The organism is Streptomyces sp. NPDC101151, from assembly GCF_044768335.1.
GTDB lineage: Bacteria > Actinomycetota > Actinomycetes > Streptomycetales > Streptomycetaceae > Streptomyces.
Window position 1 is genome coordinate 302,855 of sequence record NZ_JBIWPP010000003.1, and the last position, 11,244, is coordinate 314,098.

Here is an 11,244-nt window from a genome sequence, read left to right on the forward strand (position 1 = left end):
GGCGCCGAGCGTGGAAGCACTGCGGGCCGGGCCCTGGTAGGGGCGCCGGCCCGCCGACGTGTGTGCGGGGCACGGTGGTCCGTGCCCCGGCCCGTCAGGCCCCCCGCACCTCGTCGAGCGTCACCGGCCGGTGCTCGTGCAGGGACAGGGTGCAGGCCTCGGCGATCCAGCCCGCCTCCAGGGCGTCCTCGACGGTGCAGGGGGAGGGGCGGGTGCCTGCGACGACCTCGGTGAACGCGGTGAGTTCGGCGCGGTAGGCCGCGGTGAAGCGGTCCATGAAGAAGTCGTGCGGGGTGCCCGCCGGGAAGGTCACGCCGGGCTCGACGGAGCGGAGCGGGAGCTTGTCGTCCAGGCCGACCGCGATCGAGTCCTGGAAGCCGTGGACTTCCATACGGACGTCGTAGCCGCGGGCGTTGTGGCGGGAGTTGGAGACCACCGCGATCGTGCCGTCGTCCAGGGTGAGGATCGCGCCCGTGGTGTCGGCGTCGCCCGCCTCCTTGATGTAGTCGGCGCCCCGGTTGCCGCCCACCGCGTACACCTCGGTGACCTCGCGGCCGGTGACCCAGCGGATGATGTCGAAGTCATGGACGGAACAGTCGCGGAAGATGCCGCCGGACGCGGCGACGTACGCGGCCGACGGCGGCGCCGGGTCCAGGGTCGTCGAGCGGACCGTGTGCAGTGTGCCCAGCTCACCGGCCCGGACGGCGGCCCGTGCGGCCACGAAACCCGCGTCGAAGCGGCGGTTGTAGCCGATCTGGATCGGCACGTCACTTCCCTGCACGGACTTGAGCACCTCGACGCCCTCCGCCATGGTGCGGGCGACCGGCTTCTCGCAGAAGACGGGGACGCCCGCCTCCACGCCGGCCAGGATCAGCGCCGGGTGGGCGTCGGTCGCGGCCGCCACGACGATGCCGTCCACGCCGGCGGCCAGCAGCGCCTCGGGCGAGTCGGCGACCTCGGCCCCGAACCGCTCGGCCGCGGCCTTGGCCGCCTCCGCGAACGGGTCGGTGACGACGAGGGACTCGACGGCGTCGAGCCCGGAGAGGGTCTCGGCGTGGAAGGCGCCGATGCGGCCGAGGCCGAGGATTCCGATACGCATGGGGTGCGGCTCCTGGAGTGCGAGGGTACGAGGGTTCGGGAGGAGAGAGAGCTAGTCGAGTCCGCCGAGCACGTTCTGGTCCCAGTCGATCACCGAACCGGTGACCACGCCCGAGCGGTCGGACAGCAGAAAGACCACGAAGTCGGCGATCTCGGCAGGTTGGCCGAGCTTGCCCATCGGCAGCCGGGCGGCCGCCTGCTCCCGCCAGTCGTCGCCGGCGCCGTGGAAGGTGCGCTGGGTGGCGTCCTCGCCCTCGGTCGCGGTCCAGCCGATGTTCAGGCCGTTGATCCGGATCCGGTCGAAGCGGTGGGCGTGCGCCGCGTTGCGGGTCAGACCCACGAGGCCGGCCTTCGCTGCGACGTACGGGGCGAGGAACGGCTGCCCGCCGTGCGCCGACGAGGTGATGATGTTGACGATCGTGCCGGGCGCCGCCCGGGCCACCATGTCGGCGACCGCCGCCTGCATCGCGAAGAACGGCGCCTTGAGGTTGATCGCGATGTGCGCGTCGAACAGCTCGGGCGTGGTGTCCAGCAGGGTGCCCCGTGAGGTCAGCCCCGCCGAGTTCACCAGGCAGTCGATCCGGCCGTGGGCGTCGACCACCTCGGCCACGGACGCCTTCGCCCGGTCGGCGTCCGCCAGGTCCGCACGGACGAACATCGCCTTGCCGCCGGCCGCCGCCAGCTCGGCCACCAGGGCCTCACCCGGTTCGGTGCGGCGCCCGGTGACGGCCACCACGGCCCCCGCGCGGACGGCGGCCCGTGCGATCGCGGCGCCCACGCCCTGGCTGCCGCCGTTGACGAGGACCACCTTGTCGCGGAGCAGTCCGTCGAGAAGTCCCATGATCTCCTTGCCCTTTCAGCTCTCGCGCCGCCCGGCGCCGGCCCGTGGCTGCTTGTCGGTCACGGGAGCGACGCAGCCCTGTCATTCTTGTCAGTACAAACCCCTCGAACAACCAGCAGGCAACCTTCAAAAACCCCTCAAGGAGCCGGTCCATGGGACACCCGTTCCCCCTCCGGGAAATCGCGCGTCAGGCAGGCCTCAGCGAGGCCACCGTGGACCGTGTGCTGAACGGCAGGGGAGGGGTGCGGGAGAGCACCGCCCGTGAGGTGCACCGGGCCATCGCGGACCTGGACCGGCAGCGCACCCAGGTCCGGCTGGTCGGCCGTACCTTCATGGTCGACATCGTGGTGCAGGCACCCGAGAGGTTCACCACCGCCGTGCGGGCCGCCCTGGAGGCCGAGCTGCCCTCGCTGCACCCGGCCGTGGTCCGCTCCCGCTTCCACTTCCGGGAGACGGGGCCCGCGGCGGAGCAGGCCGCAACGCTGGACCGGATCGGCCGCCGCGGCTCGCAGGGCGTGATCCTCAAGGCGCCGGACGTCCCCGAGGTCACCGCCGCGGTGGGCCGGCTCACCGCGGCCGGCATTCCGGTCGTCACGCTGGTCACCGACCTGCCGGCCAGTGGCCGCCTCGCCTACGTCGGCATCGACAACCGGGCCGCGGGCGCCACCGCCGCCTACCTGATGGGCCAGTGGCTCGCCGACCGGCCCGGGAACGTCCTCACCAGCCTCAGCAGCGGCTTCTTCCGCAACGAGGAGGAGCGCGAGATGGGCTTCCGCAGCGTGATGCGGACCCGGCACCCGCGGCGCACCCTGGTGGAGATCGCCGAGGGCCAGGGCCTGGACGCCACCCAGTACGACCTGGTCCGCGCCGCCCTGGAACGCGACCCGGAGATCCGGGCCGTGTACTCCATCGGCGGCGGCAACAACGCCACCCTGCGCGCCTTCGCCGACCTCGGCCGCGACTGCGCGGTGTTCGTCGCGCACGACCTCGACCACGACAACACCCGCCTGCTGCGCGAGCACCGGCTGTCCGCCGTCCTCCACCACGACCTGCGGCACGACCTGCGCGAGGCCTGTCACGAGGTGATGCGCCACCACGGCGCCCTGCCGCCCGCCGGACCGGTCCTGCCCTCGGCGATCCAGGTGGTGACCCCGTACAACATGCCTACGACGCCGGCAGGCTGACCCATGTCCCGTTCGCGGCCGACGCCACCATGGCGTCGAGCACGGCCGCGCTGTGCACCGCGTCGGCCGGCGTGGTGCCGCACGGCCTGCCCTCGGCGATCGAGCGCAGAAAGCGGTACGCCTCGATCACCTTCAGGTCGTCGTAGCCCATCGCGTTGGCGGCGCCCGGCTGGAACGCGCCGAACTCGCCGTCGCCCGGGCCGACATACACCGTGCTCACCGGCTGGTCCTGGTACGTCGTACCGCGGCTGACCGCCAGCTCGTTCATCCGGCGGAAGTCCCAGAACACCGCACCCCTGGTGCCGTGCACCTCGAAGCCGTAGCTGTTCTGCTCGCCGACCGAGACCCGGCACGCCTCCAGGACGCCGCGGGCGCCGGAGACGAAGCGCAGCAGGCAGCCGACGTAGTCCTCGTTCTCGACCGGACCCGGTGCGCCGCCGGAGGCGAGGGCGTGGCCCGCTGTGGCGCCCGTCGGGCGGGCCCGCTCCGGGACGAAGATCGCCGTGTCGGCGGTCAGGGAGGCGATCTCGCCGAGCAGGAATCGAGCCAGGTCGGCGCCGTGCGAGGCCAGGTCCCCGAGCACCCCGCTGCCACCGCGCTCACGCTCGTAACGCCAGGTCAGGGCGCCGTCCGGGTGGGCCGCATAGTCGCTGAACAGACGGATGCGGACATGGGTGACCGTGCCGATCTCCCCGGAGGCGATCAGGTCGCGGGCGGCCTCCACGGCGGGTGCGTTGCGGTAGTTGAAGCCGACCGTGCCCTGGACGCCGGCCCCCGCGACCGCGTCGGCCACCGCACGGGCGTCCGCCCCGGTCAGGCCCACCGGCTTCTCGATCCAGAGGTGCTTGCCCGCCTCGGCCATCGCCACGGCGATCTCCCGGTGCAGGAAGTTGGGCGCGGTGATGCTGACGGCCCGCACGCGCGGATCCGCGGCCACCTCGCGCCAGTCGCGGGTGGCGGAGGCGAACCCGAAACGTTCGGCGGCCTCCTCGGCCCGGCCCGGCACCTCCTCGGCGACCGCGACCAGCTCGGGCCGCAGGGGCAGCTGCGGATAGTGGTGCCGCACCCGGGCGTACGCCTGGGTGTGCACCCGCCCCATCCAGCCGAACCCGACGACGGCGACACCGAGCGCATCCACCATGACAGCCCCTCTTTGGACCGGTCCACATTCTGTCCGGGCCACCTTTGTACGGACATGCCGCGCCCGTCAACCCTTGGGCAAGGGACAACCGCACCGTGTCAACCCTTTGACAGCGCGATACGCCACATGGAACGGTCCATCCCATGAGACCGCCGACGATCCGCGATGTGGCCGAACGGGCCGGAGTGTCGAAGTCACTGGTCTCACTGGTGCTGCGCGGCTCGGGTCAGGTGCGCGCCGAGAAACGGGACGCGGTCCTGGAGGCCGTGCGCGAGCTGGGCTACCGGCCGAACGCCGCCGCGCGCAGCCTCAGCGAGCAGCGCACCCGCACCGTCGGCGTCCTCCTCGACGACCTGCGCAACCCCTGGTTCGTCGACCTCCTCGACGGCCTGAACTCGCTGCTGCACTCGGCCGGCCTGCACATGCTGCTCGCCGACGCCCGGCTGAACCGGCGGATGGGCCACGACCTGGCCGAACCCTTCCTGGACCTGGGCGCCGACGGCCTGGTGGTGGTCGGTACGGTCCCGGACGCGGGCGGACTCGGCGCGCTGGCCCGGCGGATGCCGGTGGTCGTGGCGGGCGCCCGCGAGCCGCAGCCGCCGGGCGTGGACGTCGTCGCCGGTGACGACGAGCACGGCGCCCGGCTGGCCACCGAACACCTGCTCGGCCTCGGCCACCGCCGGATCGCCCATCTGGCGGGCCGCGGCGCCGTCGGCGAGCTGCGGCGGCGCGGCTTCGAGGCGGCCATGCGCGCGCAGGGCGCCGAGCCGCTGGTCGAACCCGGCGACCTGACCGAGGAGGGCGGCTACCGGGGCACCGTACGCCTGCTCAGCCGCCCGGACCGGCCCACGGCGGTCTTCGCCGTCAACGACATGGCATCCGTCGGCGCACTCTCCGCGGCCGAGGAACTGGGCCTGCGCGTGCCGTACGACCTGTCGGTTGCCGGGTACGACAACACCAGCATCTCCCGGCTCCGGCATGTGTGGCTGACCACCGTCGACACCGCACCGCACGAGGTCGGCCGGCGCGCCGCCCGGTGCCTCCTGGACCGCTTCGAGCGCCCCGGAGGCGAGGAGCGCCTGCACCTGGCCGTACCTACCCTGGAGATCCGGGGCACGACGGCGCCACCGCCCGGCCTCACAGATTGATCGCGTACGCCTTGCGCAGCGTCTCGTGCACGGTCCACGTCGTACGGTCGCCCGCGCGCAGCACCGCCATGTCGCCGGGACCCACGCTGAGCGTCGGTCCGCCCTCGACCTCGATCGTCGCCGACCCGCTGATCACCACGAACAGTTCGTCCGCCTCGGTGTCGGTGACCACGCCCGGCGTGATCTGCCAGATCCCGCGGATCTGCCGGCCGTCCGTCGACTCCCAGACCACCTTCCCGGTGACCTCCGGATTCCCGGACAGGATCTGCTCCGGGTCGACGGGCTCGGGTTCGAGGTCGGCGTCGGGGATGTGAAGCGCGAAGCTGTGCGTCATGTGTCGACCCTAACCACCGTCCGCACCACGGGGCCGTCGACAGTGTGTGCGGCATCGGGCCTGGTGGGAGGACACTTCGTCGGGCCGGGCGGACTGGCGGTGGCGCGGGGCGCGGGTGATCGTGGAGAGCATGGCTGACTCCATGACGGCCGCCGCCGAGCCGCACCGGCAGCACGACCTGCGCGCGGCCGTCCTCTTCGGCGGGGTCTACGGCGCCGTCCTGGCCAGCTCCATGGTCGCCGCGCTCACCCGGTACGGCCACAGCTCCGCCGCCGACCGTCGCTACGACGCCCTATGGCTGCTGGTCACGGCATTCGCCTCCGCCCTGGCCCACGGCTACGCCCACTACATCGCCGAGCGCGGTCCGCACCGCCGCTGGGACGTCCTGCGCAGCCTCGTCGACGAATGGCCGCTGGTCACGGCCGTCCTGCCGACGGTCCTCCTGCTCATGGGTGCGGGCTGGGGCTGGTGGCCCCCGACCGGCGTCGAGTATCCGGTGTTCGCCCTGAACACCGCGATCCTCTTCGCCCTCGGCCTGGTCACCGCCCGCCGGTCGGCGCGCAGCTGGCCGGCCGCCGTCCTCATCGGCCTCGTGGACGCGGTGCTCGGCGTGATCGTGGTGGTGGCCAACGCGCTCATCAAGTAGGCGATCGGGCCCGGCTGGGCATGGAATCGGTATGACCACCGAAGACGCGGCAACCACAGCGGCCATCGACATCGTGACCCGCCAGGCCGTCGACAGCCTCCGTACCACCGCCGACCCCCGGCTGCGCGACCTGCTCACCGCCCTCGTCCGGCACCTGCACGCCTTCGCCCGCGAAACCCGGCTGACGCAAGGGGAGTGGGCGGATGCCGTCGGCTTCCTGACGGCCACGGGCGGGGCCTGCACGGACACCCGGCAGGAGTTCATCCTCCTCTCGGACGTCCTCGGCCTGTCCATGCTGGTCGAGACGGTGCACGGCCACAGCGCGCCCGGCACCACCGAGTCGACGGTGCTCGGCCCCTTCCACCTGACCGAGTCCCCGGCCCGGGAACTCGGCGACAGCATCGACCTGATGGGCGACGGTGAACCCTGCGTGGTCAGCGGCCGCGTCCGCTCCGCCGACGGCACCCCGCTGCCCGGCGCGGTCCTGGACGTCTGGCAGGCCGACGCGCACGGCTTCTACGACGTCCAGCGCCCGGACCTGCAACCACCCGGCAACGGACGCGGATCGTTCACGGCCGGCGCCGAGGGCGGCTTCTGGTTCCGCACCTGCGTGCCCAGCCCCTACCCGATCCCGACCGACGGCCCTGTTGGCACCCTCCTCAAGGCCTCCGGCCGCCACCCCTACCGCCCCGCCCACATCCACTTCATCGCGACGGCCGCCGGCCACGCCCCGGTCACCACCCACATCTTCGTGGCGGGCGACGCCCACCTCGACTCGGACGCCGTGTTCGCCGTGAAGGACAGCCTGGTCAAGGACTTCACACCGACCGACGACCCGTCCCTGGCCCGCGAGTTCGGCGTACCGAACCCCTTCCGGCACGCCCGCTTCGACGTCGTACTGGAGCGTTCGTGACGTTCGGCCTCGTCCGTCGTCCTGCCGCACGCCCATCGGCCGGCAGAGCACGACCGGGTGTCGTCCGCACATGATGACGGGCCGTCGCGTGTTCGGGTCCTGTGGCCCGAGGGACCGCCGATCGGAGGGCCCGGACCGGGTGACGAACCCGCGCCCTGGTGCGAGCGCGACGCGCAGGCGGCGAACCGGGGGCACGGACACCCGGTGGCGCGCGGCCGGCCGGGGGCTTCCCGGTCCGGTGGCGGGTATCCGGTACCCGCGCATAGTGGATACATGCGCCGCACCGGTACTGCCGCTCTGTGCATTGCCGCTCTCCTCGCCGTGGGCGGTCCCGCGGCGCCGGACGTGCCCGGCCGTGAGCAGTCGCAGTGCGCGGTCACCCGGGGTACCCCCACCGGCCAGGCACGGCAGGTCATCGACATCGTGCACCGGGCGCGCCGGGATCTAGGCCTGAAGGCCGCGCTGGTCCGGGTCACGGTGGACGGGCGGGACGTGGCCACCGTCGCGGACGGCACGTCGATGAGCGGAGTGCCGGCCACCCCGGCGATGCACTTCCGGTCGGGCTCCGTCGGCATCGCCTACCTGGGAACGGTGTTGCTGCAGCTCGTCGACGAGCACCGGGTGGCTCTGGACGACCCCGTCTCGCGGTGGCTCCCCGACCTGCCGCACGGCGACGGCATCACCCTGCGGATGCTGGGCGACTCGACCTCGGGCCTGCACGACTACGTCACGGACCCGGCCTTCGTGAAGCAGCTCTACGCGGACCCGTTCCAGCACTGGACACCGGACGAGCTGGTCGGCATCTCGCTCGGCCACCCCCTGCGGTACGAGCCCGGCACCGACTGGAGTTACTCGCACGCCAACTTCGTGCTCCTGGGCCGAGCCCTGGAGAAGATCACCGCAACCCCGCTGGACAAGCTGCTGCGGGAGCGCGTCTTGAACCCCCTGGGGCTCGGTGAGACCCGCAACGCCTTCACGCCCGAGATCCCGGCGCCCGTCCTGCACGCCTACGACGACGAACGCGGCCCCTACGAGGACGCCACCTACTGGGACCCGTCCTGGACCACCGCACCCGGCGCCGTGCTCACCACCGACATCTGCGACCTGGCCCGCTCCGCACAGGGCATCGGCTCGGGCCGACTGCTCTCCCGCGACTCCTACCGGGTACAGCTGAACCCCGGCACACCCGGCCTCGGCACCCCGACCGCGACCTGTCCCGCCACCGTGTGCCTGAAGCAGACCGAGGACTTCCACTACGGGGTGGGCGTCATCTACAAGTTCGGCTGGGTGCTGCAGAATCCGTCCTTCGCCGGCTTCGCCGCTGTACAGGCCTATCTGCCGGAGCGGCGGCTGGCCATCGCCGTGTCCACGACCGTCGGTCGGAGGGCGCCCGAGAGCAACACGGCCCAGACGGTCTCCGAGCGCATCGCCGCGGCCCTCACCCCCGACCACCCGATGACCGCCAAACCCGAGTGACCGGTACGCGCCTTCGGTGACCGGTCACCGGTGACCGGTGCACGGCTCCGGCGGCTCGCGCACGGGCTTCGGCGGCGGCACGGTCCCAGCCGCCGGTGTGCGCGTCTCAGCGGCCGGTACGCACCCCGTCCAGCGCGATCGACAGGACCCGGTCGCGCTGCACGTCGTCCTCGAACGCCGTCGCCGTGATGCCGGCGACCATGCGCAGCAGGTCACCGAAGTCCATGTCCGCCCGGGCCACGCCCGCCTTCTGGGCGCGCTCCAGCAGCGGTCCGCCGGCCGCGTACATCGACTCGCGGCAGGCCATGAAGATGTCCGACTCGTCGTTCAGGGCCTCCCGCACCGCGCGCTTGGTGACCATGTAGCCGGCGAACCGGTCCAGCCAGGTGGTCAGCGCCTCCCACGGCTCCCGGTCGGCCAGCTCCACGGCGGCCCGGCAGAGGGCGTTCACCTCGTCCGCGTAGACGGTCTCGAAGAGGTCCCGGCGGGTGGGGAAGTTGCGGTACAGGGTGCCGATGCCGACGCCCGCGCGGCGGGCGATGTCCTCCAGGGAGGCCTCCGCGCCGTGCTCGGCGAACGCCTCGCGGGCGGCCGTGAGCAGGGCGTCGTAGTTGCGGGCGGCGTCCTTTCGGTGCGGCCGGCGGGTCGCGACGATCTCGCTGACGGGGAACGACGTGGCCGTCACAGCTGCCTCCCGGGAGGGCATCGGTTGAACCGGAGGGTCACCTCCGTTACAGTGGAGGGGTACCTCCACTTTAGCAGTGCGGGGGCGGCTTCGCCGTGGACGGACGCATCCCGGCGCCGGCCTCCCGCATCCACGAGCACGGGCCCTGCGTGCGCACCGCCCGTCGCTCCCCAAGACACCCAACCCTCCGCGTTCCGATTCCGGAGAGGCTCCTTCATGCCCCGCAAGTCCAACCGCCTCACCTTCGCGGTCCTCGCGACCGGTGCCGGCGTCTTCGCCATGCTGCAGTCGCTGATCGCCCCGGCCCTGCCGACCGTCCAGCACGCGATGCACACCTCGCAGTCCACCGCAACCTGGGTGATGACGGCGTACCTGCTGTCCGCCTCGGTGTTCACCCCGATCCTCGGCCGGGTCGGCGACCTCGTCGGCAAGAAACGCACCCTCGTCGCGGTCCTGGTGGCCGTCCTCGCCGGCTGCCTCCTCGCCGCGCTGGCCCCGAGCATCGGCGTACTGATCGTCGCCCGCGTCGTACAGGGTGTCGGTGGCGCCCTCTTCCCGCTCTCCTTCGGCATCATCCGGGACGAGTTCGCCCCGTCCGAGGTGAGCGGCAGCATCAGCAACCTGTCCGCCGTGATCGCCGCGGGCGGCGGTGTCGGCATCGTGGCCGCCGGGCCCATCGTCTCCGCCCTCGACTACCGCTGGCTGTTCTGGATCCCGGTGGCCATCGTCGCCGCGACCGTGCTGATCGCCCTGCGCTACATCCCCGAGTCGCCCAACCGTGCCCAGGGGCACGTCAGTTGGCTGGGCGCCGCCCTGCTCTCCGCCTGGCTGGTGGCCCTCCTGTTGCCGCTGAGCCAGGCCGGTCGGTGGGGCTGGGGCTCGGCGAAGGTGCTCGGCCTGTTCGCCGCCGCCGTCCTGCTGCTCGCGTTGTGGCTGGCCACCGAGGCCCGCTCCCGCAGTCCCCTCATCGATTTGCGCGTGATGCGCCTCCCGGCGGTGTGGACGACCAACGCCGCGGCCCTGCTGTTCGGTGCCGGCATGTACGCGATCTGGTCCTTCCTGCCGGGCTTCGTCCAGACACCGTCCGCGGCCGGCTACGGCTTCGGCGCGAGCGTCACCGAGTCCGGCCTGCTCATGCTGCCCATGCTCGTCGCGATGTTCCTTTCCGGCGTCCTGTCCGGCCGGCTCGAACCCCGCGTCGGCGCCAAGGCGTTGCTCACCACGGGTGCCGCACTCGGCGCACTGGCCTGTGGCTTCCTGACCTTCTGGCATGACACGCAGTGGCAGATCGCCGTCGTCGCGGGCCTGTTCGGCCTCGGTATCGGACTGGCCTTCGCCTCGATGGCCAACCTGATCGTGGGCAGCGTCCCGCCCGAGCAGACGGGTGCGGCCACCGGCATGAACGCCAACATCCGCACCATCGGCGGTTCCATCGGTGCCGCGCTCACCAGTGTCCTGGTCACCGGCCACCTCCAGTCCTCCGGCCTGCCCCACGCCTCCGGCTACAGCCACGCCTGGGCCCTGCTGGCCCTCCTCTGCCTGGCCGCCACCGGTGCCGCCCTCCTCGTCCCGGTCCGCCGCACCAGCCGCACGGTGGGCTCCGTACGCACGGGGCCGACACCGGCACCCGCGCGCGTGCGGTAGGGTTGACCTGCGTGATCACGCGGAACACTTCGCGTGAGCCCGCAACGGGACGTGGCGCAGCTTGGTAGCGCACTTGACTGGGGGTCAAGGGGTCGCAGGTTCAAATCCTGTCGTCCCGACTTGCGAGACGCAGG

Annotated in this window: 11 protein-coding genes and 1 tRNA gene; 7 read left to right on the forward strand and 5 right to left on the reverse strand. The window is 72.4% G+C overall.

Annotated features, from left to right (window positions below):
- Positions 1 to 94 precede the first annotated feature (94 nt).
- The gene (locus ACIRU3_RS07230; protein ID WP_404052562.1) at positions 95 to 1,099 is read right to left on the reverse strand and encodes a Gfo/Idh/MocA family oxidoreductase; all 1,005 of its coding nucleotides are present in this window, start codon (positions 1,097 to 1,099) and stop codon (positions 95 to 97) included.
- Positions 1,100 to 1,150: 51 nt separating this feature from the next.
- On the reverse strand, positions 1,151 to 1,939 hold the full coding sequence (locus ACIRU3_RS07235) for an SDR family oxidoreductase (RefSeq protein WP_404052564.1): 789 nt from the start codon (positions 1,937 to 1,939) through the stop codon (positions 1,151 to 1,153).
- A gap of 152 nt (positions 1,940 to 2,091) precedes the next feature.
- Between ACIRU3_RS07235 and ACIRU3_RS07240 the strand changes: the two genes are divergently transcribed.
- Positions 2,092 to 3,123, forward strand: a complete 1,032-nt coding sequence (locus ACIRU3_RS07240) for a LacI family DNA-binding transcriptional regulator (RefSeq protein ID WP_404052566.1) — start codon at positions 2,092 to 2,094, stop codon at positions 3,121 to 3,123.
- Here the strand turns inward: ACIRU3_RS07240 and ACIRU3_RS07245 are convergent.
- Positions 3,104 to 4,264, reverse strand: a complete 1,161-nt coding sequence (locus tag ACIRU3_RS07245; RefSeq protein WP_404052568.1) for a Gfo/Idh/MocA family protein — start codon at positions 4,262 to 4,264, stop codon at positions 3,104 to 3,106. The two genes, ACIRU3_RS07240 and ACIRU3_RS07245, sit on opposite strands and share 20 nt — an antisense overlap.
- 143 nt (positions 4,265 to 4,407) lie before the next feature.
- Here ACIRU3_RS07245 and ACIRU3_RS07250 point away from each other — a divergent pair, with 143 nt between their 5' ends.
- A complete protein-coding gene (locus tag ACIRU3_RS07250; protein ID WP_404052571.1) occupies positions 4,408 to 5,412 on the forward strand; it encodes a LacI family DNA-binding transcriptional regulator in 1,005 nt (334 codons plus the stop codon).
- Here ACIRU3_RS07250 and ACIRU3_RS07255 read toward each other — a convergent pair.
- On the reverse strand, positions 5,402 to 5,746 hold the full coding sequence (locus ACIRU3_RS07255; RefSeq protein ID WP_404052574.1) for a cupin domain-containing protein: 345 nt from the start codon (positions 5,744 to 5,746) through the stop codon (positions 5,402 to 5,404). The two genes, ACIRU3_RS07250 and ACIRU3_RS07255, sit on opposite strands and share 11 nt — an antisense overlap.
- A gap of 130 nt (positions 5,747 to 5,876) precedes the next feature.
- On the opposite strand from ACIRU3_RS07255, the gene ACIRU3_RS07260 reads away from it, so the two are divergent.
- From ACIRU3_RS07260 to ACIRU3_RS07270, 3 genes are all read left to right on the forward strand, one after another.
- Positions 5,877 to 6,392, forward strand: a complete 516-nt coding sequence (locus ACIRU3_RS07260) for a hypothetical protein (protein ID WP_404052577.1) — start codon at positions 5,877 to 5,879, stop codon at positions 6,390 to 6,392.
- Positions 6,393 to 6,423: 31 nt separating this feature from the next.
- A complete protein-coding gene (locus ACIRU3_RS07265; protein ID WP_404052580.1) occupies positions 6,424 to 7,305 on the forward strand; it encodes a dioxygenase in 882 nt (293 codons plus the stop codon).
- A gap of 273 nt (positions 7,306 to 7,578) precedes the next feature.
- On the forward strand, positions 7,579 to 8,781 hold the full coding sequence (locus ACIRU3_RS07270) for a serine hydrolase domain-containing protein (RefSeq protein ID WP_404052583.1): 1,203 nt from the start codon (positions 7,579 to 7,581) through the stop codon (positions 8,779 to 8,781).
- A 106-nt stretch (positions 8,782 to 8,887) separates the two neighbouring features.
- Here the strand turns inward: ACIRU3_RS07270 and ACIRU3_RS07275 are convergent, their stop codons facing one another.
- Positions 8,888 to 9,466, reverse strand: a complete 579-nt coding sequence (locus tag ACIRU3_RS07275) for a TetR/AcrR family transcriptional regulator (protein WP_404052585.1) — start codon at positions 9,464 to 9,466, stop codon at positions 8,888 to 8,890.
- A 216-nt stretch (positions 9,467 to 9,682) separates the two neighbouring features.
- Between ACIRU3_RS07275 and ACIRU3_RS07280 the strand changes: the two genes are divergently transcribed.
- Together ACIRU3_RS07280 and ACIRU3_RS07285 are read left to right on the forward strand one after the other, a co-directional pair.
- Positions 9,683 to 11,110 carry an MFS transporter gene (locus tag ACIRU3_RS07280; RefSeq protein ID WP_404052588.1) on the forward strand — a complete coding sequence of 476 codons (1,428 nt, stop codon included), beginning with the start codon at positions 9,683 to 9,685 and terminating at the stop codon, positions 11,108 to 11,110.
- A gap of 45 nt (positions 11,111 to 11,155) precedes the next feature.
- A tRNA-Pro gene (locus ACIRU3_RS07285) sits at positions 11,156 to 11,229 on the forward strand.
- Positions 11,230 to 11,244 lie beyond the last annotated feature (15 nt).

Coding starts and splice junctions, on each gene's coding strand:
- ACIRU3_RS07260 (WP_404052577.1), top strand. CDS start 5,877: ATGGCTGACTCCATGACGGCCGCCGCCGAGCCGCACCGGCAGCACGAC.
- ACIRU3_RS07250 (WP_404052571.1), top strand. CDS start 4,408: ATGAGACCGCCGACGATCCGCGATGTGGCCGAACGGGCCGGAGTGTCG.
- ACIRU3_RS07270 (WP_404052583.1), top strand. CDS start 7,579: ATGCGCCGCACCGGTACTGCCGCTCTGTGCATTGCCGCTCTCCTCGCC.
- ACIRU3_RS07255 (WP_404052574.1), bottom strand. CDS start 5,746: ATGACGCACAGCTTCGCGCTTCACATCCCCGACGCCGACCTCGAACCC.
- ACIRU3_RS07245 (WP_404052568.1), bottom strand. CDS start 4,264: ATGGTGGATGCGCTCGGTGTCGCCGTCGTCGGGTTCGGCTGGATGGGG.
- ACIRU3_RS07230 (WP_404052562.1), bottom strand. CDS start 1,099: ATGCGTATCGGAATCCTCGGCCTCGGCCGCATCGGCGCCTTCCACGCC.
- ACIRU3_RS07240 (WP_404052566.1), top strand. CDS start 2,092: ATGGGACACCCGTTCCCCCTCCGGGAAATCGCGCGTCAGGCAGGCCTC.
- ACIRU3_RS07265 (WP_404052580.1), top strand. CDS start 6,424: ATGACCACCGAAGACGCGGCAACCACAGCGGCCATCGACATCGTGACC.
- ACIRU3_RS07235 (WP_404052564.1), bottom strand. CDS start 1,939: ATGGGACTTCTCGACGGACTGCTCCGCGACAAGGTGGTCCTCGTCAAC.
- ACIRU3_RS07280 (WP_404052588.1), top strand. CDS start 9,683: ATGCCCCGCAAGTCCAACCGCCTCACCTTCGCGGTCCTCGCGACCGGT.